We start from the raw sequence: 23,411 nt of genomic DNA, 5'->3' as shown, positions 1-23,411 counted from the left end.
GGGCCGCCGCCGCGAAGAGGCCCGCCGGGGGCCGCCGCCGCGAAGAGGCCCGCCGTCCGCCGCCGCCAAGAGGTCGGCCCGGCCGTCGGCTCAGCGGCCCTCGACGTCGTCCATCGCCCGGTAGATCCGCTGCTCGGAGACGGGGTACGGGGTCCCCAGCGCCTGGGCGAAGACGTTCACCCGCAACTCCTCGATCATCCAGCGGATCTGCCGGACGGCCGACTCCTGGCGGCGGGCCGGCGACAGGTTGGCGAGCAGGTCGGCGTACTCCTTCTGCACCACGGCGATCCGGTCCTGCTGCTGGCGGTCCCGCTGCGGGTTGCCGCCCAGGCGCTCCAGCCGACGCTCGATGGCGGTGAGGTAGCGCAGCAGGTCGGGCAGGCGCGCGTACCCGGTCTCGGTGATGAAACCGGCGTGCACCAGCCCGGCGAGCTGGCTGCGGATGTCGGCCAGCGCCGCCACCACGGCGAGGTTGCGGGTCGCGCCGAGCCGCTGCTCGACGGCGTAGGCGGCGGCGAGGACCTTGCGGACCCGGTCCATCACCTCGACGACGGTGTCGACCAGGTCGGCGCGGACCTTCTCGCGCAGGGCCGCGAAACCGTCGGCGTCCCACGCCGGCCCGCCCGCCGCGCCGATCAGCCGGTCGATGGCGGCGCCCGCGGCGTCCTCGATGAGTTCCGGCACGCTGCCGTGCGGGTTGCGGCTCAGCGCCAGCTTCGCCTCGTTGCTCAGCCGCCCCTGGAGGAACCGGGCCGGGGACGGCACGGTGAGCCGCAGCAGCCGGCGGGTGCCGGCCCAGTGCGCCGCCTCCGCCTCGGCGGGGGAGTCGAACACCCTCACCCCGACAGTGGCGCCCTCGTCGACCAGCGCCGGGTACGCGGTGACCGCGTAACCGGCACGGACCTGCTCGATGGTCCGGGGCAGCGTGCCGATGCTCCACTCGCGCAACCCGGTGCGTGCCACCTCCGGCGCGGCGGCCGCCACCACCTGGCGTACCTCCTGACGGAGTTGGCGTTGCAGGGCCGGCAGGTCCTTGCCCTCGGCGACCGGCTTCTCGTCGTCGCCGAGGACCCGGAAGGTCACCCGCAGGTGCGCCGGGAGCTTGCCCGGCTCCCAGGCGTCGCGGGGCACCGTCACCCCGGTCATCCGGCGCAGCTGCCGGGTGAGCGCGTCCAGCAGCGACTCCTCGCCGGGAGTGATCGCCGCCAGGGCCGCCCGGGCGTAGTCCGGCACCGGGACGAAGTTGCGGCGGATCGCCTTGGGCAGCGAGCGGATCAGCGCGATCACCGTCTCCTCGCGCAGCCCCGGCACCTGCCAGTCGAAGGTCTCCGCCGGCACCTGGTTGAGCAGCGGCAGCGGGATGTCCACTGTGACGCCGTCGTCCGGCGTGCCCGGCTCGAACCGGTAGGTCAGCGGCAGGCTCACCCCGTCGGCCTGCCACTCGTCCGGGTAGTCGTCCTCGTCCACCCCCGGCCGACCGTCGTTGATCAGCAGGTCGCGGGTGAAGGTGAGCAGGTCGGGTTGCTCGCGGCGGGTCTTCTTCCACCAGCTGTCGAAGTGCCGGCCGGAGGACACGTCGGCTGGGATCCGCTGGTCGTAGAAGCCGAAGATGGTCTCGTCGTCGACCAGGATGTCCCGGCGTCGGGCCCTGCTCTCCAACTCCTCGATCTCGGCGAGCAGCCGCTTGTTGTCCGCCCAGAACTGGTGGTGGGTCTGCCAGTCGCCCTCGACGAGGGCGTGCCGGATGAACAACTCCCGGCTCAGCGTCGGGTCGATCCGCCCAAAGTTGACTTTGCGGGAGCTGACCAGCGGGACGCCGTACAGGGTGACCTTCTCGTAGGCCATCACCGCGGCCTGCTTCTTCTCCCAGTGCGGTTCGCTGTAGCTGCGCTTGACCAGGTGCTGCGCCAGCGGCTCGACCCACTCCGGCTCGACCCGGCCGGCGATGCGCCCCCACAGCCGGGAGGTCTCCACCAGCTCGGCGGCCATCACCCAGCGCGGCGGCTTCTTGAACAACGCCGACCCGGGGAAGAGCGCGAACTTCGCGCCGCGCGCCCCCAGGTACTCGTGTTTCTGGGCGTCCTTGAGGCCGATGTGCGACAACAGGCCGGGCAGCAGCGACTGGTGCACCTTCGGGGTGTCGATCTCCTCCGGCAGGTCCGTGCCACCCCGGCGGCCCCGGCCGGCGTCCGCGTCGTCCGAGCTGTCGCGCGCCGGCCGCCCGCCCCGCCGGTCGCCGTCGGAGGGGGTACGCAGCACCTGGCGCAGTTGGCTGACGATGTCCTGCCACTCGCGGATCCGCAGGTAGTTCAGGTACTCCGCCTTGCACATTCGGCGGAACGCGCTGGAGGAGAGCTCCCGCTGCTGCTCGCGCAGGTAGCGCCACAGGTTGAGGAAGGCGACGAAGTCGGACTCCTTGTCGGCGAACCGGGCGTGCGCCTGGTCCGCCTGGGCCTGCTTCTCCGCGGGCCGCTCCCGCGGGTCCTGGATGGAGAGCGCGGCGGCGATCACCAGCACCTCGGTGGCGGCGCCGTTGCGTTCGCCCTCGACCACCATCCGGGCCAGTCGCGGGTCGACAGGCAACTGCGCCAGCCGCCGGCCGAGCGCGGTGAGCCGCTTCGCCGGGTCGGCCTCGGTCGGGTCCAACGCGCCCAGCTCGTGCAGCAGGTTGACGCCGTCGGTGATGTTGCGCTTGTCCGGTGGGTCGATGAACGGGAACGCGGCGAGGTCGCCGAGCCCGATCGCTGTCATCTGGAGGATGACCGACGCCAGGTTGGTCCGCAGGATCTCCGGATCGGTGAACTCTGGCCGGGAGAGGAAGTCCTGCTCGTCGTAGAGGCGGATGCAGATGCCGTCCGAGGTGCGGCCACACCGGCCCTTGCGCTGGTTCGCCGACGCCTGGGAGATCGGCTCGATCGGCAGCCGCTGCACCTTGAGCCGGCTGGAGTAGCGGGAGATGCGGGCGGTGCCCGGGTCCACCACGTACTTGATGCCGGGCACTGTCAGCGAGGTCTCCGCGACGTTTGTGGCGAGCACCACCCGGCGCGAGGAGTGCGCGGCGAAGACCCGGTGCTGCTCGGCGGAGGACAGTCGCGCGTACAGCGGCAGGATCTCGGTGCCGAGCAGCGAGCGCTTCTTCTGCACCAGCTTGCCCAGAGCGTCGGCGGTGTCCCGGATCTCCCGCTCGCCGCTGAGGAAGACCAGGATGTCGCCGGGGCCCTCGGCGGCCAACTCCTCGACGGCGTCGCCGATCGCCTGGATCTGGTCGCGGACGTTCTCCTCGTCACCGTCGCCGTCCTCCTCGCCCTCGGCGAGCTCGACGAGGGGCCGGTAGCGCACCTCCACCGGGTAGGTACGCCCCGAGACCTCGACCACCGGAGCGGGCACGCCCTCCGGCTCGTCGGCAGTGGGTGGTCCGGCGAAGTGCCGGGCGAACCGGTCGGTCTCGATGGTCGCCGAGGTGATGATCACCTTGAGGTCGGGTCGTCGGGGCAGCAGCTCCCGCAGGTACCCGAGGATGAAGTCGATGTTGAGGCTGCGTTCGTGTGCCTCGTCGATGATCAGCGTGTCGTACTGGCGCAGCATCCGGTCGGTCTGCAACTCGGCCAGCAGGATGCCGTCGGTCATCAGCTTCACCAGGCTGCGCTCGCTGACCTGGTCGGTGAAGCGCACCTTGTAGCCGACCACGTCGCCCAACTCGGTGCCCAGCTCGTCGGCGATCCGGTCGGCCACTGTCCGGGCGGCCAACCGCCGGGGCTGGGTGTGCCCGATCAGGCCGTGCACCCCGCGCCCCAACTCCAGACAGATCTTGGGGATCTGGGTGGTCTTGCCGGAGCCGGTCTCGCCCGCCACGATCACCACCTGGTGATCGCGGATGGCGGCGGCGATGTCGTCCTTGCGCTCACTGACCGGCAAGCCCACCGGGTACGTGATCACGGGCACCGCCGCCTGCCGGGCGGCGAGGCGCTGCTCGGCCCGGACCACGTCGGCGGTTATCTCGGTCAGCGCCGCCTCCCGACGCTGCGGGTCGCGCAGCTTGCGGGCACCGTCGAGTCGCCGCTGGAGCCGGCGCTGGTCGCGGAACATCAGAGGTGTGAGGCGGCGGTGCAGCTCGCGAACGGGGTCGGACGCGACGGAGGCGGTTGGATTCTGCATGTCGTGCCCAAGGATAGGCAGCCCGGCGGCGCACCGCCCCTGGGTTACCGAGCGGCCGGCTCTGCGACGGCCACCTCCGGTCCCTTGACTGCCACGAGCGGGCCCTAGAGTTGGCGGCCGACGTCGAGCGCTGGGGGAGCCGGATGGAGATGCGCGACACCGACCGCGCGTTGGTGCAGGCCGCCACGGCGGTCTCCAAGCTGCGCTGCCGCAGCCAGCACCACACTGTCGCGTCGGCGGCCCGGACCGCGGACGGGCGGGTCTTCACCGGCGTGAACGTCCAGCACGCCACCGGAGGGGTCTGCGCCGAACTTGTCGTGATCGGCACGGCCGCCACGCAGGGCGTCACAACGCTGGAGACGATCGTCACTGTCGCCGACCGTGGCCGCGAGGTCGTCGCGCCCTGTGACCGGTGCCGGCAGGTGCTGCGGGACTACTTCCCGGAACTGCTGGTGATCGTCGGCCCGATGGAAGCCCTGCGGGTGGTCCCGCTCGATGAGGTGCCGGCGGAGGCGGGCAGCGGCTCGGCCGGCTGACCAGGCCGGGGTCAGTCCCCGGAGGCCGCCTCCAGCATCGACTGCGGCACCGGCACACTCTCGAACCGCAGGGTGCCCTCCGGAACCAGCCACGACGTGACCCGCGCGGCCAGGCGACCGGCCCGCACGGCGGGGTCGTTGGCGAACAGCGCGCGTGCCTCGTCCGGGGCGATGGACAGCACCACGAAGCCCCGCAGCTGCTCGTCGTCGGGGTGCAGGAACGGCCCGGCCGCGAGCACCAGCCCCTGCTGCACGAGACCCGCCTGGTGGGCCAGGTGCGCGTCCCGCAACCGGTCGATCGCGTCCTGCGGCAGCTCCGGCGGATCCGACGGCCGGGTCAGCAGGACGACCGTGTGCTGGTCGAATCGCATGTCCACACCCTATGGCGCAATTCCTCCTCTTCTGGGTGTCATCGACCATCTGTCCGCCCTGCCACCGTCTGCGAATCTCATTCTCGTATGAGGTTCGAAGCGATTGGGAGGTGCGACATGGTCACCAGACGACGGCTGCTCGCGGCAGGTGCCGCAGGTGGCGCCGCGATGCTGGTTCCGGCGGGCGGGACGGCGTCGGGCCGGACGCTCGCCGCGGCGGCACCGCTGGACGCCGGCGAGATCCCGAAGTACGTCGCGCCACTGCGGATCCCACCGGCCATGCCGGCGGTGGCGACCGGCCCGGAGCGGGACGAGTACGTGATCGCGGTACGCCAGTTTCGCCAGCAGATCCTGCCGCCGTCATGGCCGCGCACCACCGTCTGGGGTTACGGCTCCACCGCCCACCCCGGCAGCTTCGGCTACCCGGCGCCCACCATCATGGCGCGGGTCGGCCGCCCGGTACGGGTGACCTGGGTCAACCAGCTCGTCGACGATCGGGGCGACTACCTGCCGCACCTGCTGCCGGTGGACCCCACCCTGCACTGGGCCAATCCGGGCGGTGGGAACGCGGGTCGAGACCAGCACGGCCACCGCGACGGCGACCCGCGGGGATACCGCGGGCCGGTGCCCCAGGTGGTGCACCTGCACGGTGGACACAGCCTGCAGGAGAGCGACGGACACTCCGAGGCGTGGTACCTGCCGGTGGCCCGTGACCTACCGTCCGACTTCGCCGTCTGCGGCAGCTCGTACGACGAGTTCCGGTCCCGCTTCACCGAGCGTTCCAGCCTGCGCTGGTCCGCGGGCTCGGCCACCTTCGAGTACGCCAACGACCAGGCGCCCGCCACCCTCTGGTACCACGACCACACCCTGGGGATCACCGCCCAGAACGTCTACGCCGGACCGGCCGGGTTCTACCTGCTCGGCGGCACCGGTGACCTGCCGGACGGGGTGCTGCCCGGCCCGGGGCCGGCGCAGGACGACCCGCCCGACGCCCGCTACCACGACATTCCGCTGATGATCCAGGACCGGAGCTTCACCGCGGACGGCGATCTGCTCTACCCGAGCGGGCACTCGTCGCCCGGCGTCGGCTCGACCATCGTCGTCAACGGCCGCACCTGGCCCAGCCTCACGGTTCAGCGCCGGCGTTACCGGTTCCGCCTGCTCAACGGCTGCAACAGCCGTTTCCTGCTGCTGAGCGTCGCCGCCCACGCCACGGCGCGACCGGCCCGCCCGGTGTTGCCGGTCTGGCAGATCGGCAGCGATGGTGGGTTCCTGCCCGAGCCGGTGCCGCACGAACGCGTGACCCTCGGCCCGGCCCAGCGGGTCGACGCCATCGTCGACTTCACCGACGTGCCGGTCGGCACCGAGCTGTACCTCGTCAACGAGGGGCCCGACTGGGCGTACACCGGCGGTCGGCCCGGGGTGGACTTCGACCCCGCCGATCCGCACACCACCGGACAGGTGCTGCGCTTCGTGGTCACCGACGCGGTCGGCGCGGATTCGAGTGTGCCACCGGAGCAGCTGCGGCTGCCGTCACACAGTCGGCTCGGCCCGGCCCAGCGGGTACGCCGGTTGTCGCTCAACGAGCGGAGGTCCGGCGGCTCGATGATCATGCTGCTGGGCGTCCTCGACGAGCGGGGCCGGGGCCTGCCGTTGCGCTGGAGCGACCCGGTGACCGAGCAGCCCACCCTCGGCGACACCGAGGTGTGGGAGGTGCGCAACTTCACGCGGCACGTGCATCCGGTCCACCTGCACCAGGTCCAGTTCGAGCTGCTCGGACGGGGACACTCGGGCCGGTCGCTGCCGGGCCTGGGGGACCGGGGGCGGCTGGACACGGTGCTCGCGTACCCGTGGGAGGTGACCCGGATCAAGGCGCACTTCGACCTGCCGGGTCGGTACGCCTGGCACTGCCACCTGCTGGAGCACGAGGACAACGAGATGATGCGGCCGCTGAACGTCCTACCGCGCGGTGGCGCGGCGGCCGGGGACGGCGGCTCCCCGAGCGGGGCGGTGGAACCCGCGACGGCATCGACAGACGCCGGTTAGGCCTCTTTCCGCAGCTCGGCTAAGGTTAGGCGAACCTAAGCATGAACGTGCAGGAGACTCGTGACCACCCTCGCCACCCGGCCGACCCCGGCCCGTAACCGGTCCGGCACCCGCACCGGCCGCCGGGTGGCCGTCACCGCCGGGGCCGCGCTGGTGCTGCTGCTCACCGTGCTGGCCAGCTTCGCGCTCGGCAGCCGACAACTCGGCGTCGACCAGGTCTGGCACGCGCTCGTCGCGCCGGACGGCGGCGACGCCAGCACCATCGTCCGTGAGCTGCGGATGCCCCGGACCGCGCTCGGACTCGCGGTCGGGCTCGCGCTCGCCGTGGCCGGGGTGCTGTTCCAGGCGCTCACCCGCAACCCCCTCGCCGAGCCGCGCATCCTCGGCATCAGCGCGGGCGCGTCGTTCGGTGTGGTGCTCGCGATCTCCGTCTTCGGCGTCGGCACGCTCGCCGGGTACGTCTGGTTCGGCATCGCCGGGGCCCTGATCGCCGGGCTGCTGGTGTTCGCCATCGCCACCCGCGCCCGCGAGGGCGCCAGCCCGGTCACCCTCGCGCTCGTCGGCGCGGCGCTCGACGCCAGCCTGGCCTCCGGGGTGTACGCGCTGCTCAGCATCGACGCCCGCACCTTCGAGGAGTACCGCTTCTGGGTGGTCGGCGGGCTGGCCGGACGGGACCTGTCGGTCGCCGCGCAGGTGCTGCCGTTCGTCCTCGTCGGGTTGGTGCTGGCCGCAGTGGTGGCCCGGGGCCTGGACGCGCTGGCCCTCGGCGACGACGTGGCCCGTGGCCTCGGCCACCGGATCGGTCTGGTCCGCCTCGGCGGTGGCCTCGCCGCCGTGTTGCTGACCGGCGCCGCGGTGGCCGCCGCCGGACCTGTCGCGTTCGTCGGGCTGGCCGTGCCGCACCTGGCCCGCGCCCTGGTCGGCGCGGACCACCGCTGGACCCTCGCCGTCTCCGCACTGCTCGGGCCGGCGCTGCTGCTCGCCGCCGACATCGTCGGTCGGCTCGTCTCCCCGCCGGGCGAGATCCCGGCCGGGATCGTCACCGCGCTGATCGGCGCGCCACTGCTGGCCGTGCTGGTCCGCCGCGCCCGGGTGGTGACCGCGTGACCACCACCCTGCGGCCAGGCTCGCCTGGTGCCGACGGTGCTCGGCTGTCCGGGCGGTCGCTGCTGCGGATCGGCCCGGTCAGCCTGCTGATCCGCCGTCGCGCGGTACTGGTGGCCGCCGTGCTGACAGTGCTGCTCCTGCTGGCCGTCGTGCTCAGCCTTTCGCTGGGCACCCCGTACGTCGCCCCGGCCGACGTGCTGCGCGCCCTCTCCGGAGCCGGCACCCCGTACGACCTCGTGGTATTTGATCTTCGGCTGCCGCGGGTCGTGCTGGCGGCCGTGGCCGGCGCCGCCTTCGGCGTGGCCGGCACGCTGATCCAGAGCGTGGCCCGCAACCCACTCGCCAGCCCGGACGTCATCGGCATCACCCAGGGCGCCGGCCTCGCCGCGACCGTGGCCCTGACCAGCGGAATGGCTGCGGTGCTGGTGGCGCCCACCGCGCTGGTGGGCGGGCTGCTCGCGGCGGTGCTGCTGTTCGCCCTCGGTGCCCGGCACGGGCTGGCCGCGCAGCGGTTCGTGCTCGCCGGGGTCGCGGTCGCGTTCGGCTTCCGGGCGCTCACCGAGGTGGTCATGCTCACCGCCGATCCGATCGACGGTCTGCGCGCGCAGATCTGGCTGATCGGCACCCTGGCCGGCAAGGGCTGGACCGAGGCCGCCTGGATCGCGGGCACACTGCTGGTGCTGCTGCCCGTGCTGGCCTGGGCCGGCTGGGCGCTGAACAGCACCGCCCTGGACGACGACACCGCCCGGGGCGTCGGGCTGCGTCCGGTGGCCCGCCGGATCGGCCTCGCCGGCACCGGCGTACTCGTCGCCGCGATGGTCACCGCCCAGGTCGGCGCCGTCGACTTCGTGGCGCTGGTCGCCCCGCAGGTGGCCCGTCGCCTGGTACGCGCCGAACGACCACCGCTGGTCTGCGCGGCGCTGCTCGGCGCCCTCCTGCTGGTGCTGGCCGACCTGGCCGGCCGGCGGCTGTTCGCACCCACCCAACTACCCGCCGGTGTGCTGACCGCCGCGATCGGCGGCCCGTACCTGATCTTCCTGCTGCTGCGCGGCCGGCGGCGGTCGTCGTGACGCCTCAAGGAGTCGTGTGATGCTCTCCACCCGCGACCTGGTCGCCGGCTACGACGAGCGGACCGTGCTGGACGGGCTCGACCTCGACCTGCCCACTGACGCGTTCACCGTGATCGTCGGACCCAACGCGTGCGGCAAGTCCACCCTGCTGCGCACGATGGCCCGGCTGCTCACACCCCGCCGCGGCACGGTGCTGTTGGACGGCACCGCCATCCGCGAGCTGCCGACCCGGGAGGTCGCCCGCCGCCTCGGCGTCCTGCCGCAGAGCCCGCTGGTGCCCGAGGGCGTCACGGTGGCGGACCTGGTCGGGCGCGGCCGACAGCCCTACCAGCGGTGGTGGCGGCAGTGGTCGTCGGAGGACGGCGCTGCGGTGGACCAGGCGATGGCCCTCGCCGACGTCACCGACCTGGCCGACCGACCGGTGGACAGCCTCTCCGGCGGTCAGCGGCAACGAGTGTGGATCGCCATGACCCTCGCCCAGGACACCGACGCCCTGCTGTTGGACGAGCCGACCACCTTCCTCGACCTGGCCCACCAGGTGGAGGTGCTGGACCTCCTGCACCGGCTGCGCTCCGAGCGGGGCCGCACAGTGGTCGCCGTCCTGCACGACCTGAACCAGGCCGCCCGCTACGCCGACCACCTGGTCGCCATGCGTGCCGGCGCAGTGGTCGCCACCGGCCCGCCCCGGGAGATCCTCACCGCCGACCTGGTCCGCGACGTCTTCGGGCTGGCCTGCGTGGTGGTGCCCTGCCCGGTGACCGGCGCACCGCTGGTGGTGCCCGCGTACACCGGTGGCAACGCTCCGGCTCCCGCTGTCGCGGGTGACCGATCTTCGTCGACGGCGTCCGTACCGGACGCCCGACCCTCCACCGGCGACGCGGCCAACCCGCTCGCCGGCTCGCACCCCTCGAAAGGACTCTGATGCGTCGTCTCGTCGCAGCTCTCGCCGCGGCCGTCGCCCTCGGCGCCGGCCTCACCGCCTGCGGTGAGAGCGACCCGGTCGCCGGCTCCACCACCGGGGACACCCGGGAGATCACCCACGCCATGGGCACCACAAAGGTCCCGGCCGAGCCCAAGCGCGTCGTCGTGCTCGACACCGACAAGATCGACACGGCGCTGTCGCTGGGCATCACGCCCGTCGGCGCGGCCACCGCCGGTGAGGCGAAGAGCTGGCCCACGTACTTCGGCGCGGACAAGCTCGCCGGCATCAAGGAGGTCGGGGTGCTCACCGAACCCGACCTGGAGGCGATCAACGCGCTGAAGCCGGACCTCATCCTCGGCAGCAAGTTCCGCCAGGAGAAGTTCTACGACGAGCTGGCCGCCATCGCGCCGACCGTGTTCACCGACAAGGTGGGCATCACCTGGAAGGACAACCTCCTCCTCGACGGCAAGGCGCTCGGCCGCGAGCAGCAGGCAAAGGATCTGCTCGCCACGTACGAGAAGCGGGCCAAGGACTTCGGCGCGACGCTCGGCGACGCCGCCGCCCGCAAGGTCTCCATCGTGCGGTTCCTGCCCGGCAACATCCGGGTGTACGGCCCGGACTCGTTCTCCGGCATCGTCATCGGCGACACCGGCCTGGGACGCCCCGAGCGGCAGCTGCTCGCCAACAAGGAGGACAAGCGTTTCGACCTGGTCAGCCCCGAGCGGCTCAACGAGGTCGACGGTGACGTCATCTTCGTGACCGCGTACGGCGACAAGGCCGCCGCCGAGCAGACCAAGGTCGCCGGCGGGAGGCTGTGGAAGGGCCTCGGCGCGGTCAAGGCTGGCAAGGCGTACCCCGTCTCCGACGAGGTCTGGATGACCGGCATCGGCGTCGGCGCCGCCAACAAGATCCTCGACGACCTGACCAAGTACCTCCCCGCCGCCTGACACCCCCACCAGCGCCGCCCACGCGACGGCACGCGCCCCGCGGCCCCGCACCGTGCACCGTGCACCGTGCACCGGCTCATGATCGTGCTCGACCCAGGAAGTAGTGGCCTCCCTAGACGGGGAGGCCACTACTTCCATGTTTGAGCGCGATCATCGTCAGCGGGGGGTGCGCGAGCGTGCCTGTAGGGCGGCCCGGACCTCGGCGAGGAACCCGTCGAAGTCATCCCGGAGGCGCTTGGCGGTCAGGTGCAGCACGATCCAGTCGCCGCCGAGCAGTCGGTTCAGGCGCTGGCGGTCCCGATGGAACTGCTCGGGGTCGTCGTGCCAGAGTCCGTCGTACTCCACCGCTACCTTGAACTGCGGCCAGGCCAGGTCCAGGCGGGCGAGGAACCGGCCCTGCTCGGCCACGACCCACTGCGTCTCCGGCCTCGGCAGGCCGGCGAGCACCAGCCGCACCCGGGTACGGGACTCCTGAGGGGATTCCGCGCCCGCGTCGGCGAGGTCGACCGCGCGGAGCAGCGATCGCCAGCCGCGTCGACCGGCCCGGCTCAGCGCGTACTCGCGCAGGGCCGGCGCGGTCGTCAGCCGGTTGGCCAGCATGGCGTCGATGACGACCACCGCCTCGATCACATCGAGCCAACGGGCCAGGTCCCAGCAGGTACGCGCCGGGCTGGTCACCGTGACCCCTGCCCGGTCCACGATGTCGCCGGAGTCGACCTCTCCGTGGTGGACCCGGATGCCGGCGGTCGGGCCGATCCGGGTGGCGGTGGGAACGAGGACGTCGACCAGCTCGCTCGCGTCGGGCCTGACGCAGCCGTACAGGCCGGCGGCAGCTCGCCCCGCGACGGCCGCACCGGGTGGGACCAGCCAGCGTCCGACGGCGGTGCATCTGATGGTGTGGGTGACTGCGATCTGGGCATCGGCGTAGACGTCGCGGAAGAGCGGTCGCCACGCCGAGCTGCGGAGCTCATTGCGGGTCAGTAGGCCCCGCGAGACGGCGGTCGAGCCACGGAAGACCCGACCCCGCAACTGCGGCGGCCGACGAGGAACTTTCGGCATGGGCCTCAGGCTGGCCGAACCTCGTCACGTCACGCTGCCCCTGTGGATAACCACGGTCACCACACCGGCGCCGATGCGCGTCGTTATCCCCATGATCGCGCTCGAACATGGATGTAGTGGCCTCCCGAGATGCGGAGGCCACTACATCCTGGATCGAGCGCGATCTTGCCGCGCGGGCGCCTGGAGCGCGTGGTGCATGGACGTGGGGTGCGTGGTGGGTGGGACGCGGAGGGCGGGGTGGGTCAGGCGGCGGTGGACCAGATGGCGCGGAAGGCGGCGGCTTCGCCGGAGAGCCATCGTTCGATCTGGTCGGCCTTGGCGTCGGTGGGCATGCGGTGGGTCAGGCCGCGGCGGACGTCGACCAGGACCGGCTCGGCGTGCGGGAGCACCGCGTCCATGTGTCGGGCCATCAGGTGCAGGGTGGCGAGCACCGATTCCTCGCTCGGTGGGGCCTCGTCGAAGTGCAGGCGGACCGCTTCGGCGCGGCCGTCGGCGTGGCGTACCCCGAAGTGGGGGTTGATCTTGACGGGCAGGTCGCCCAGCATGGCCAGGGCGTCGCGGGTCTGGGCGAGATCGACGGCGGCCGGCTCGCCGAGGGAGTGCAACCAGGTCGTGGCACCGGGGACGAGCGCCTGGTAGAGCGGGCGCCATCGCGGTTTGACGATGTCGGCCACCCCGGCCAGGTGCGTGCCGCCGGTGTGGAAGGCGACGTCGGCCTTGAGCGCCTTGACGAACTGGCCGTGCGGGTTGAAGCCGGACCGGCTGGCGCGCTGCTTGCGCAGCCCGCCGACGAAGGTCGCCTTGGTGGGGCCGGTGCGGTCGACGTAGCGAGTGAAACCGAGCAGTGTCGCGTAGGGGGTGAGGGGCGTGGAGGCGGGCGCGGTCACGGGCGTCCTCCCAGGTCAGGAACTCGATTAGTACACACATTCTAATCGACGGGTCTGACATTGCCCAGCGAAGTTGAGAGGGTGTGCCGCCTCCTGGCAACCGGACGAATCGCCCGGTCCGACGCGTGTCGTGGGGGTCGGACGAGTTCGACCCGCAGGTCACCCGCCTGAATGGTCCGTACCGGTGGGAGCCGCCGGCGGGTTGCACCGACGGCGGGGGAGGCGGCCTGCCGGTGACCGGCCAGTCGACCGGCGGCGTGGTCGCCGGTGCGGGCCTGGTGCTCGGCGTGGGTGCGACACTGTTCGTCCTGGCCCGGCGACGACGAATCTGGTTCACCGTCTGACGTCGGCCGGCTTGCCTGTTGCGGAAGCTGGCTGATCAGAGGAACAGCCGCCCAGGTGACGGCCCGCTCGCTGACTCGCGTTCGCGGTGCGGCAAACTTTGTCCGAGATGTGGCGTTATTGTGCGTTGTGGTCATCGGTGAGGCGTCCAGGGTCACCATCCCTGGCACTGGTACGGCGGTGCGGGCCGTCCAGTCCGCCGACCCCACAGCCGACCGGGATCGCTACCTGGACCTGCTGCGGACGATCGCCCTGATCCGCGTCGTGCTCTTCCACGTCACCGGCTGGATCTGGCTGAGCCTGCTGGTGCCGGCGATGGGTCTGATGTTCGGCATCGCCGGTTCGTTGATGGCGGCGTCACTCGACCGCCACGGTCCGCAGGCCGTGCTCCGGCGGCTGCGCCGGCTGCTGCTGCCGTACTGGGCGTTCGGCGCAATCGCACTGGTGGTGCTCTCCGTCGGGTGGCGTCCACTGCCGGGTGGCGTGGCCGGCTGGGCGGAACTGCTCTGGTGGGTGCTACCCCTGCGGGTGCCGCCGGTGGGTGGGCAGTCCTGGGCCTGGGTGTTCCACATCGGGCTCTGGTACGTCGTCACGTATCTGTGGCTGGTGCTGCTCTCGCCGATGCTGCTGCGGCTGTTCCGCCGCTGGCCGTGGCCCAGCATCGGTGTCGCCACCGCGCTGCCGGTCGGAATGCACCTCGCCAATGTGCACGCCGGCTACTTCGTCGCCGCCTACCTGTCCTGTTGGCTGGTGGGCTTCGCCCACCATGATCGGCTGCTGCACCGCGTCCCGTGGCGCTGGTACGGCTGCCTCGTGGCCGTTCTCGCCGGGGTGGGCGGCACCTGGGTGGTGACCGCCATGGTGACCGGCCGGGCCGTCGACCTCAACCACATCGCGGGTGGCACCACACTGTGGTCGATGGCGCTCGTCGCCGTACTGCTGAGGGTGCAGCCCACGCTCGTCGGCCGGGTGCCGCTGGGCGCCGTGCTCCGGGTGGTCAACGCGCGAGCGGTCACCATCTACCTGTGGCACATCCCGGCCAGCCTCGGGATGTTCCTGCTGCTCGCGCCGATGCTCCCGTACAACTCGGTGGCCTCGATCGCGCTGCGACTGACCGGGGTGTGCCTACTGACCGCCGGGGCGGTGCTGCTGTTCGGCTGGATCGAGGACGTGGCCGCCCGGCGTACCCCGGCACTGTTCGGACCACGGCCCGGTCCGGCCGGGCGGCATCGTGCCGGGGGACAGGTCAGAGCTGGCCGACGTCGGTGATCCGCACGACCGCCGCACCGACCTCGTCCGAGGCCACCAGGTCGATCTCGGCGCTGATGCCCCAGTCGTGGTCGCCGTCCGGGTCGTCGAAGATCTGCCGCACGGTCCACCGCTCCCGGCCCTGCTCGATCATGAGCAGCGCCGGACCGCGGGCGTTCGGCCCGACCCCGATCGAGTCGTACGCCTCGAAGTACGGCGCCAGGGCGTCGGCCCACGCGTCGTAGTCCCAGCCGTCCTCGGCGTCCAACTCGGCGAGCAGGTCCCAGCGGCGAAGCGCTGCCAACTCGACGCGTCGGAACAGCGCGTTGCGCACCAGCACCCGGAACGCCCGCGCGTTGCGGGTCACCGCCGGTGGCCGATCGGTCAGGGCGGCGTGCGCCTGGGCCACCTCGGCCACGTCGGACGGGTTGCGCAGCCGTTCCCACTCGTCGATGAGGCTGGAGTCGACCTGGCGGACCAGCTCGCCCAACCACTCGATGAGGTCGATCAGCTCCTCGGTCTTGGCGTCCTCGGGCACGGTCTGGCGCAGCGTCTTGTACGCGTCGGCCAGGTAGCGCAGGACGAGGCCCTCCGAGCGGGTCAGCCCGTAGAACTGCACGTACTCGGTGAAGGTCATGGCCCGCTCGTACATGTCGCGGACGACGGCCTTGGGGGAGAGCTGGTGGTCGGCGACCCAGGGGTGCCCCTGCCGGTACATCTCGTACGCGGCCTCCAGCAGCTCGGCCAGGGGCTTCGGGTGGGTCACCTCGTCGAGCAGTTCGAGACGCGCCTCGTACTCGATGCCCTCTGCCTTCATGGCGGCGACCGCCTCGCCGCGCGCCTTGAACTGCTGCGCGGACAGGATCTGCCGGGGGTCGTCGAGGATCGACTCGACCACGCTCAGCACGTCGAGCGCGTACGACGGGGACTCCGCGTCGAGCAGTTCGATGGTGGCCAGCGCGAGGGGGGACAGCGGCTGGTTGAGGGCGAAGTCGAGCTGGAGGTCGACGGTCAGCCGGATCCGCCGGCCGGTCTCGTCCGGCTCGGGCAGCTCCTCGACGACCCCGCCGGCACGCAGAGCCCGGTAGATGGCGATCGCGCGGCGGATGTGCCGGCGCTGCGCGGCGGGCTCCTCGTGGTTGTCGGTGAGCAGGTGCCGCATCGCGGTGAACGCGTCCCCGGGTCGACCGATGACGTTGAGCAGCATCGAGTGGCTGACCTGGAAGCTGGAGGTCAGTGGTTCCGGCTCGGCGTCGACGAGTCGGTCGAAGGTGGGCTGGCCCCAGCCGATCGAGCCCTCCGGCGGCTTCTTGCGGACCACCTTGCGCCGCTTCTTCGGGTCGTCACCGGCCTTGGCGAGGGCCTTCTCGTTGTCGATGACGTGCTCCGGGGCCTGCACCACGACCCGGCCGATGGTGTCGTAGCCGGCCCGGCCGGCCCGCCCGGCGATCTGGTGGAACTCCCGGTTCTTCAGCAGCCGGGTACGGACCCCGTCGTACTTGGACAGCCCGGTGAACAGCACGGTGCGGATCGGCACGTTGATGCCGACGCCGAGGGTGTCGGTGCCGCAGATGACCTTGAGCAGGCCGGCCTGGGCGAGGGTCTCCACCAGGCGGCGGTACTTGGGCAGCATGCCGGCGTGGTGCACGCCGATGCCGTGCCGGACCAGCCGGGACAGCGTCTTGCCGAAGCCGGCGGTGAACCGGAAACCACCGATCGCCTCGGCGATCATGTCCTTCTCGGCGCGGGTGCAGACGTTGACGCTGGTCAGCGCCTGGGCGCGTTCCAGCGCGGCGGCCTGGGTGAAGTGCACCACGTACACCGGGGCCTGCTTGGTCTCCAGCAGCTCCTCGAGCGTCTCGTGCAGCGGCGTCATCGCGTACGAGAAGATGAGCGGGACCGGCCGCTCCGCCGTGCGCACGACGGCGGTCGGCCGCCCGGTGCGCCGGGTCAGGTCGTCGACGAAGCGGGTGGTGTCCCCCAGAGTGGCGGACATCAGGATGAACTGGGCCTGCGGCAGCTCGATGATCGGCACCTGCCACGCCCAGCCCCGGTCGGGCTCGGCGTAGAAGTGGAACTCGTCCATGATCACCTGGCCGACGTCGGCCTTCGTGCCCTCGCGCAGCGCCAGGTTCGCCAGGATCTCCGCGGTGCAGCAGATGATCGGGGCGTCGGCGTTGACGCTGGCGTCGCCGGTGAGCATGCCGACGTTCTCGGCGCCGAAGACCTCGCACAGGGCGAAGAACTTCTCCGACACCAGGGCCTTGATCGGCGCGGTGTAGAAGGTCGTCCGGCTGTCGGCGAGGGCCGCGAAGTGTGCGGCGATCGCCACCAGGCTCTTACCCGAGCCGGTGGGCGTGTTCATGATCAGGTTGGCGCCGGAGACGATCTCGATGACCGCCTCTTCCTGATGGGGGTAGAGGTCGAGGCCGCGCTCCTTCGCCCAGCCGGCGAACGCGTCGAAGAGGGTGTCGGGGTCGGCGCTTGTCGGCAGCGCGGCGGTGAGCGTCATAGCCTGTCCATGGTGCCTGGATCATGCCCCGGTACGCCAACCCGGCCCGCACCGGACCCCCGTCCGGGCGTCCCGAACGCGCCGCCGCGTTCCGGTTCGGGCGTTTCGCCGGTCACCGTCGGCGGTACAGCAGGTCGGCGACCGGCCGACCGGCCGTGATCGCTCGCCGCTCGAACTTCGTCACGGGTCGGTGCGCCGGCCGCGGCGCGAAGCCGCCGTACGCGTCCACCAGCTCCGGGTCCGCGTCGAGGGTCACCCGCATCGCGTCCGCGTACTCGGCCCAGTCCGTCGCGCAGTGCAGCATGCCGCCGGGGCGCAGGCGGGACCGCAGCAGCGCCACGTGCGCCGGCTGGATGATCCGCCGCTTGTGGTGGCGGGACTTCGGCCACGGGTCCGGGAAGAAGACGTGCACGGCGTCCAAGACACCCTCGGGCAAGCCGTTGACCAGGGACAACGCGTCGCCCTCCGCCACCCGTACGTTGCGCAGGCCACCGCGCTCCACCAGGTGGAGCAGGTTGGCGATTCCCGGCGTGTGCACCTCGACCGCCAGATAATCTCGATCCGGGTCGGCGGCAGCCATCGCAGCGGTGCTGTCGCCCATGCCCGAGCCGATCTCCAGCACCACTGGCGCCCGGCGACCGAACAGGTCGGCCAGGTCGACGGGCACGACAGGGCCGTCCGGCACATCCAGGCCGTACGTGGGCCAGAGCCGGCTCAGCGCGTCGGTCTGCCGGTCGCTCATCCGACCCCGGCGGGGGTGGAACGTGCGGATCGTCCGGCTCGCGGGCGGGACGGCGGGGTCATGGTCGGTGGCGGTCACAGCGACCCGAGCGTACGCGACGCCGCCGGCGGATCGGATGTGATGTGCGACCGGAAATGAGAGGATCCAACTGGTACGGCAGGTCGGGTGCTCCACCGCCCGACCCGGCCGCACGGCGTCGAGAGGGGGCATCGTGACAGTGACCCGCGGCGTCGTGACCCTGTCGTTGGTGACGGTGCTGGCCGGCCCCCTGCTGGCCGCCACGCCCGTCCTCGCGGCGCCCGTCCTCGCGGCGCCTGAGCCTGCCGTCGTTGCCCTTGCCGCATCCCAGCCTGCCGTCTTTCCCGTGCCCGAGCGGCCTGGTGCCGTTCTTGCCGTGCCCGAGCAGGCTGTTGCTGTCGCGCCCGAGCAGGCTGTTGCCGTCGCGCCCGTGCCCGAGCGGGCCGTTGCCGTCGCGCCCGCGCCGCAGCCGGAGGGGCCGCCCGGCGGCGCGCCCCAACCGTCTCCGGCGGTGGACATCTTTGTCGAGGTGAGCCCCAGCACGGTGCAGCCCGGTTACCTGGTCGGCATCCGGGCCAGTTGCCGGGACAACTCGGTGGGCGCCACGGTGGTCTCCGACGCCTTCGGGGCGATCGGCGTGCAGCCGCAAAACGGGGTGCTCACCGCCGCGCCGATGGTGCGCGAGCGCACCCGCCCCGGCAACTACCGGGTCAAGCTGGAGTGCCGCGACGGCGAGACCGCCTCGACAATGCTCCAGGTGGTCAAGAAGATCCCCAACCAGCCGAGTCGGGGTCCGGCAACCGGGTTCGGCGGGAGCACCGGCGGGATGACCGGCAAGCTGCTGCTGCCCGGCGGCGCCGCATTGACCATCGCCGGGCTGATCCTCGCCGTGATGGCGCTGCGTCGCCCCCGAGCCGCCACGCGTCGCTGAGCCCGCCATGACGATCTTCCGCCCCACCCCGCCGCCGCCCGGTTCACGCCCGCCGCCTCCCGGCCGTTCCGCGTCGCCGTCGGATGCTGCGCGCCAGCCGTTCGCCGGCCGCCCCGCCTTGCCGCCCGATGACGATCGGCTGCCGGTGGACGACGGCTGGCCGGGTTCCGACCGGCCGACGGGTCCCCAGCGCCCGCCGGATCCCGACCGCCCGTCGGTGGCCGCGCGTCCGCCGACCGCCGTCGCCCCCCGGCGTAGTCGTCCCTCCGGCCGAAGCCCCTGGTCCGTACCGTTGGCAGTGGTGTTGGTGTTGGCCGGGGTCTTCGCCACCGGGGCGGGGTTGGGCCGTTCGGTGGGCCCGTTCGACCTGGCCCCGACCGGCGGTGACCGGCCGGCCCGCAGTGAGTCGGTCGGGTTGTCGGCCAGTCGGCCGGTGCGCCTCTCGGTGCCGGCGATCAAGGTGACCGCGCCGGTGGCGCCCGTCGGGCAGGCGCGGGACGGCTCGATCGCCGTACCGCCGTTGGAACGGCACAACGAGACCGGCTGGTACGACCGGGGGCCCACCCCTGGTCAGCCTGGCCCGGCGGTCATCGTCGGGCACGTGGACACGAAGACCGGCCCGTCGGTCTTCTACGACCTGGGCAAGCTGCACCCCGGTGATCTGATCGAGGTGGCCCGGGCGGACGAGTCGGTGGTGGTGTTCCGGGTCGACACCGTCGAACACTTCCCGAAGGACCAGTTGCCCGCCGAGCGGATCTACGGCCACGACGGGCCGCCCGGGCTGCGATTGATCACCTGCGGCGGGCAGTTCATCGGCGGCCGCACCGGCTACGCCGACAACGTCATCGCCTTCGCCACCCTCCAGTCCTCCCGCAAGTCCTGAGCTGACCCCGACCAGGCCGGCGGGGCCGTCCGCCGGGGTTGATCGACTCGGGATCATCGAAGTCGCGGTATCGGGCCGACCGGGACACCCCGGTTTCCGTGAACCCGAGTGGATCACGCCGGCGGCGGGGCACGGAGGATCGTCCGGCGTCAGCTCAGGAACGCCAGGAGTTGGCGGGTGGTCTCGTCGGGGGCTTCCTCCGGGATGAAGTGCCCGACCGGGACCGGCTCGCCGCGCACGTCGTCGGCCCACTGGCGCCAGATCGCGAGCGGGTCGTCGTAGAGCTTCGCGACCTGGCCGCGTTGGCTCCAGAGAAACAGCACCGGGCAGTTGATCTTCCGGTGCCCACGATCCGCCTCGTCCTGCTGGTAGTCGAGCGTCGCGGCGGCGCGGAACTCCTCGCAGATCGCGTGCACCGTCGCGGGGTCGCTGAACTGCCTGACGTACGCCGCCCGGACCTCGGCGGGGAAGGCGTCCTTGACCTCTGGCCAGGTGTCGAGCATGAAGTCGACGAGCACCGCCGGCGCCGCGTCGATGAACTGCTCGGGCACCGGCGCCGGTGCCGCCAGGAAGGACCAGACCCAGTAGGAGAGGCTGAACGTCTTGTCGGCGCGGTCGTAGACGTCCCCGATGGGGACGACGTCCATGACCGCGAGCCGGGTGACGACGTCCGGTGCGTCCAGCGCGAGACGGTACGCACAGCGGGCCCCCCGATCGTGGCCGACGAGTCGGAACCGCTCGTGGCCCAGGCTCCGCATCACCGCGACCTGGTCGCGGGCGACGGCGCGCATGCTGTACGGCTCGTGATCCGGACTGCTCGGCGGCTTGCCGCTGTCGCCCCAGCCCCGCAGGTCGGTGGCGACGACTGTGTAGTGCTCGGCGAGTCGTGGCGCGACCTGGTGCCACATGAGGTGCGTCTCGGGGATGCCGTGCAGCAGCAGAACGGGCGGGCCGCTTCCACCGCGGCGTCCGTGGATCGTCGCGCCGGGCGTGTCGATGTCGAACTCTTCGAATCCGTCGAACATGGGCCGGATCCCGCACCTTCCCTGGGACCGCCCAGCGTGAACGGCCTGTGCCGGCAGGCAGGGCGACTGGTGGCCGGCTACCGCTCGGGCCGCTTCGACGCTAGCAACGGAAACGTCCGGCCTGGCGCGGTTTGGCTGAGGCGGGACCCAGCCCCGCGGTGGTGATCGACCCGGGATCCTTGAAACCGTGGTGTCCCACTGACTCGGACACCCCGATTCCTTGAACCCGAGTGGATCAAGCGCTGCGAGGGTCGGCTAGGGCTGGGGGACGTGCAGCGCCACCTCGAACTCCAGCAGGCTGGCGCCGGTGGAGACCGGGGGACGGGGCTTGTCGCCGGGGGCGGTGGCGTGGGCGGCGCGCGAGGGGCCGGCGGCCCACGCCTGGAACGCCTCTTCGCTCTCCCACTTCGTGTAGACGAAGTAGCGGGTTTCGCCGGCCACCGGGCGGAGGAGTTCGAAGCCGAGGAAACCGGGGGAGTTCTCCACAGTGCCGGCCCGGGCGGCGAACCGCTTTTCCAACTCCGCGCCGCCACCGGGCGGGACGTCGATTGCGTTGATCTTCACGACTGCCATCTGCCCACCCTAGCCACTCAGAACGTCTCCACCGCCGGGACCAGGTCCACGTCGACCACGATCGGCGCGTGGTCGGAGGGGCCCTTGCCCTTGCGGGCCTCCCGGTCCACGTACGCGGAGCGGACCGCTCGGGCGAACGGCGCGGACGCGTACACCAGGTCGATTCTCATGCCCTTGTTCTGGTGGAACATGCCCGCCCGGTAGTCCCAGTAGGTGAAGGGGTGCGGGCCCTTCATCGGGGTGGGCACGACGTCACTGAGGCCCAGGTCGCGCAGTGCCGCGAGGGCTGCCCGCTCGGCCGGGGTGACGTGCGTGGAGTGGGTGAAGACCGCCGGGTCCCAGACGTCGGCGTCGGTCGGGGCGACGTTGAAGTCGCCGCAGACCGCCAGCGGCAACCCGCCGGCCAGCTCCGCGTCCAGCGCGTCGCGCAGCGCCGCGAACCAGGCCAGCTTGTACGCGTAGTGCGGGTCGTCCGGCGTCCGGCCGTTGGGCACGTACACCGACCAGACCCGTACCCCGTCGCAGGTGGCGGAGATGGCCCGAGCCTCGGGCTCGGGGAAGCCGGGTTCGTCGGCGAACCCGACCCGGACGTCGCCCAGCCCGACCCGGGACAGGATGGCCACCCCGTTCCATCGGCCGTCGCTGTGGCTGGCCACGCTGTAGCCCAGCGCGCCCACCTCGGTCGCCGGGAAGGCGCCGTCGGGGCACTTGGTCTCCTGGAGGCAGACGACGTCCGGCCCGGTGTCGGCCAGCCACTCCAGCAGCCGGGGTAGGCGGGCCTTCACCGAGTTGACGTTCCAGGTCGCCAGGCGCATGCCCCCAGCCTGCCGTATCCGCCGTCGCGACGCCCTGTCAGCTGCCCGGGGTGTCGCCGGGACGGGTCTGTTCGGCCAGGAACCGTTCCAGTTCGGCGCCGAGTTCGTCGGCAGTGGGCAGCGGGCCGGCATCCGGGGCGAGCAGGCTCTTCTCGCCCCGACCTCGGGCGAACGCGTCGTACTGCTCCTCCAGGGCCTGGACCAGGGCTGCGGCGTCCTCGGTCTGCGCGACCTGCCGGTCGATCTCCACCCGGACGACCTCGGCGGCCGAGCGCAGCCCGTCTCCGGGCAGTAGCAGCCCGGTGCTGCGCGACACCGAGGTGAGCAGCACCTCGGCGGCCGCCGGGTATTCGGTCTGCGCCACGTAGTGCGGCACGTGGGCGGCGAAGCCCAGCGCGTCGCGGCCCTGCTCGCCGAGGCGGAACTCCAGTAGGTGACCGACGCTGCCGGGCACCTGGACGCGTTGCAACCAGGGCTCGTAGCCGGCGATCAGCTCGGGGCGGGTGGCGTGCGCCGTCACCCCGGTCGGCCGGGTGTGCGGGACCGCCATCGGGATCGAGTTGAGCCCCACTGTGAGCCGGACGTCCAGCCGGGCGGCGAGCCCGGCCACGGCAGCCACGAAACGCTCCCACTGCAGGTCCGGTTCGGGGCCGGTGAGCAGCAGGAACGGGGTCTCGTCGTCGTCCTGCAGCAGGTGCAGCTCCAGCTTGGGCGCGTCGACGCTCTCCCAGTGGTCCTCGACGAAGGTCATCACCGGTCGTCGCGATCGGTAGTCGAAGAGCTGGTCGACGTCGAACGTGGCGATCGGCCGACCCTCCAGCGAGGTGAGTAGCTGCTCACGCGCCAGTCGGCTGGCGTTTCCGGCGTCCACGAACCCGGTGAGGGCCTGGATCAGGACCGGCTGCCCGAGGTCGGGCAGATCGTCGGTGAGCTGGTATAGCTCGTGTGGGTCGAGCACCGGTGCGGACCTCCCTGAAATGTGCGTGCGGGGCGCCGTCGCGACGGAGGGCACCCGTTCGGGCAACGTACCCGCCATCCTGGTGCATTCCTGCGTCGGGCGATCCGTTGGCCGGGTGGTGGGCGTGACCGGACTAATCGGCTGTTTACGCCGCCAGGCCGAGCCAGGTGGCCGATCGGCCGAGGGGAGGTTCGGCCCAAAGGCCGAGTTTGTCGATCATGTCAGGCTCGACGATGAAATATCCGGTCCTGTCCTGGCCCGTGC

The 23,411-nt window shown here is 71.9% G+C and carries 20 protein-coding genes; 10 read left to right on the top strand and 10 right to left on the bottom strand.

Annotated features, from left to right (window positions below; all coding sequences use genetic code 11):
- Positions 1 to 90: 90 nt before the first annotated feature.
- The gene (gene hrpA / locus OG598_RS16445) at positions 91 to 4,155 is read right to left on the bottom strand and encodes an ATP-dependent RNA helicase HrpA (protein WP_328655229.1); all 4,065 of its coding nucleotides are present in this window, start codon (positions 4,153 to 4,155) and stop codon (positions 91 to 93) included.
- Positions 4,156 to 4,298: 143 nt separating this feature from the next.
- On the opposite strand from hrpA, the gene OG598_RS16440 reads away from it, so the two are divergent.
- Entirely contained in the window at positions 4,299 to 4,691 is a 393-nt protein-coding gene (locus OG598_RS16440; RefSeq protein ID WP_328655228.1) for a cytidine deaminase family protein, read from the top strand.
- 11 nt (positions 4,692 to 4,702) lie between these two features.
- Here the strand turns inward: OG598_RS16440 and OG598_RS16435 are convergent, their stop codons facing one another.
- Positions 4,703 to 5,062, bottom strand: coding sequence for a YciI family protein (locus OG598_RS16435; protein ID WP_328655227.1), 360 nt, complete (start codon positions 5,060 to 5,062; stop codon positions 4,703 to 4,705).
- Between the two features lie 117 nt (positions 5,063 to 5,179).
- Here OG598_RS16435 and OG598_RS16430 point away from each other — a divergent pair, with 117 nt between their 5' ends.
- From OG598_RS16430 to OG598_RS16410, 5 genes are read left to right on the top strand one after another with little or no spacing between them, the layout of a single operon-like run.
- Entirely contained in the window at positions 5,180 to 7,108 is a 1,929-nt protein-coding gene (locus OG598_RS16430; protein ID WP_328655226.1) for a multicopper oxidase family protein, read from the top strand.
- A gap of 60 nt (positions 7,109 to 7,168) precedes the next feature.
- Positions 7,169 to 8,215 (top strand): FecCD family ABC transporter permease, encoded by a 1,047-nt coding sequence (locus OG598_RS16425; protein ID WP_328655225.1) that lies wholly within the window; start codon positions 7,169 to 7,171, stop codon positions 8,213 to 8,215.
- Positions 8,212 to 9,285 (top strand): FecCD family ABC transporter permease, encoded by a 1,074-nt coding sequence (locus tag OG598_RS16420; RefSeq protein ID WP_328655224.1) that lies wholly within the window; start codon positions 8,212 to 8,214, stop codon positions 9,283 to 9,285. Before OG598_RS16425 ends, OG598_RS16420 begins: the two co-directional genes overlap by 4 nt.
- 19 nt (positions 9,286 to 9,304) lie before the next feature.
- Entirely contained in the window at positions 9,305 to 10,207 is a 903-nt protein-coding gene (locus tag OG598_RS16415; protein ID WP_328655223.1) for an ABC transporter ATP-binding protein, read from the top strand.
- Positions 10,207 to 11,154: an ABC transporter substrate-binding protein gene (locus OG598_RS16410; protein WP_328655222.1), complete on the top strand. Its 948-nt coding sequence runs from the start codon at positions 10,207 to 10,209 to the stop codon at positions 11,152 to 11,154. Before OG598_RS16415 ends, OG598_RS16410 begins: the two co-directional genes overlap by 1 nt.
- Positions 11,155 to 11,310: 156 nt before the next feature.
- Here the strand turns inward: OG598_RS16410 and OG598_RS16405 are convergent, their stop codons facing one another.
- Positions 11,311 to 12,213 (bottom strand): endonuclease domain-containing protein, encoded by a 903-nt coding sequence (locus OG598_RS16405; RefSeq protein WP_328655221.1) that lies wholly within the window; start codon positions 12,211 to 12,213, stop codon positions 11,311 to 11,313.
- A gap of 242 nt (positions 12,214 to 12,455) precedes the next feature.
- Complete coding sequence (locus tag OG598_RS16400) at positions 12,456 to 13,100, bottom strand: hypothetical protein (RefSeq protein ID WP_328655220.1); 645 nt, start codon at positions 13,098 to 13,100, stop codon at positions 12,456 to 12,458.
- 125 nt (positions 13,101 to 13,225) lie between these two features.
- Here OG598_RS16400 and OG598_RS16395 point away from each other — a divergent pair, with 125 nt between their 5' ends.
- Together OG598_RS16395 and OG598_RS16390 are read left to right on the top strand one after the other, a co-directional pair.
- On the top strand, positions 13,226 to 13,444 hold the full coding sequence (locus tag OG598_RS16395; RefSeq protein ID WP_328655219.1) for an LPXTG cell wall anchor domain-containing protein: 219 nt from the start codon (positions 13,226 to 13,228) through the stop codon (positions 13,442 to 13,444).
- 178 nt (positions 13,445 to 13,622) lie between these two features.
- Entirely contained in the window at positions 13,623 to 14,711 is a 1,089-nt protein-coding gene (locus OG598_RS16390; RefSeq protein WP_328655218.1) for an acyltransferase family protein, read from the top strand.
- On the opposite strand, the gene OG598_RS16385 is transcribed toward OG598_RS16390, so the two are convergent.
- Complete coding sequence (locus OG598_RS16385) at positions 14,689 to 17,202, bottom strand: DEAD/DEAH box helicase (protein ID WP_328655217.1); 2,514 nt, start codon at positions 17,200 to 17,202, stop codon at positions 14,689 to 14,691. The genes OG598_RS16390 and OG598_RS16385 overlap by 23 nt on opposite strands.
- Before the next feature lie 112 nt (positions 17,203 to 17,314).
- Entirely contained in the window at positions 17,315 to 18,022 is a 708-nt protein-coding gene (gene trmB, locus OG598_RS16380) for a tRNA (guanosine(46)-N7)-methyltransferase TrmB (protein ID WP_442931479.1), read from the bottom strand.
- Positions 18,023 to 18,152: 130 nt separating this feature from the next.
- Between trmB and OG598_RS16375 the strand changes: the two genes are divergently transcribed.
- A complete protein-coding gene (locus OG598_RS16375; protein ID WP_328655352.1) occupies positions 18,153 to 18,893 on the top strand; it encodes a hypothetical protein in 741 nt (246 codons plus the stop codon).
- A 217-nt stretch (positions 18,894 to 19,110) separates the two neighbouring features.
- Positions 19,111 to 19,776: a class F sortase gene (locus OG598_RS16370; RefSeq protein ID WP_328655216.1), complete on the top strand. Its 666-nt coding sequence runs from the start codon at positions 19,111 to 19,113 to the stop codon at positions 19,774 to 19,776.
- A gap of 149 nt (positions 19,777 to 19,925) precedes the next feature.
- On the opposite strand, the gene OG598_RS16365 is transcribed toward OG598_RS16370, so the two are convergent.
- The 4 genes from OG598_RS16365 to OG598_RS16350 form a co-directional block, all read right to left on the bottom strand.
- The gene (locus OG598_RS16365; RefSeq protein WP_328655215.1) at positions 19,926 to 20,801 is read right to left on the bottom strand and encodes an alpha/beta fold hydrolase; all 876 of its coding nucleotides are present in this window, start codon (positions 20,799 to 20,801) and stop codon (positions 19,926 to 19,928) included.
- 255 nt (positions 20,802 to 21,056) lie between these two features.
- A complete protein-coding gene (locus OG598_RS16360; protein WP_112584657.1) occupies positions 21,057 to 21,374 on the bottom strand; it encodes an antibiotic biosynthesis monooxygenase family protein in 318 nt (105 codons plus the stop codon).
- 17 nt (positions 21,375 to 21,391) lie between these two features.
- Complete coding sequence (locus OG598_RS16355; protein ID WP_328655214.1) at positions 21,392 to 22,189, bottom strand: exodeoxyribonuclease III; 798 nt, start codon at positions 22,187 to 22,189, stop codon at positions 21,392 to 21,394.
- A 37-nt stretch (positions 22,190 to 22,226) separates the two neighbouring features.
- Positions 22,227 to 23,147: a proteasome assembly chaperone family protein gene (locus tag OG598_RS16350; RefSeq protein WP_091401570.1), complete on the bottom strand. Its 921-nt coding sequence runs from the start codon at positions 23,145 to 23,147 to the stop codon at positions 22,227 to 22,229.
- Between the last annotated feature and the right edge of the window lie 264 nt (positions 23,148 to 23,411).

The sequence above is a fragment of the Micromonospora sp. NBC_00330 genome, from assembly GCF_036136635.1.
In the GTDB taxonomy this organism is placed as follows: domain Bacteria; phylum Actinomycetota; class Actinomycetes; order Mycobacteriales; family Micromonosporaceae; genus Micromonospora; species Micromonospora salmantinae.
This window is presented reverse-complemented; position numbering and strand designations above follow the sequence as displayed.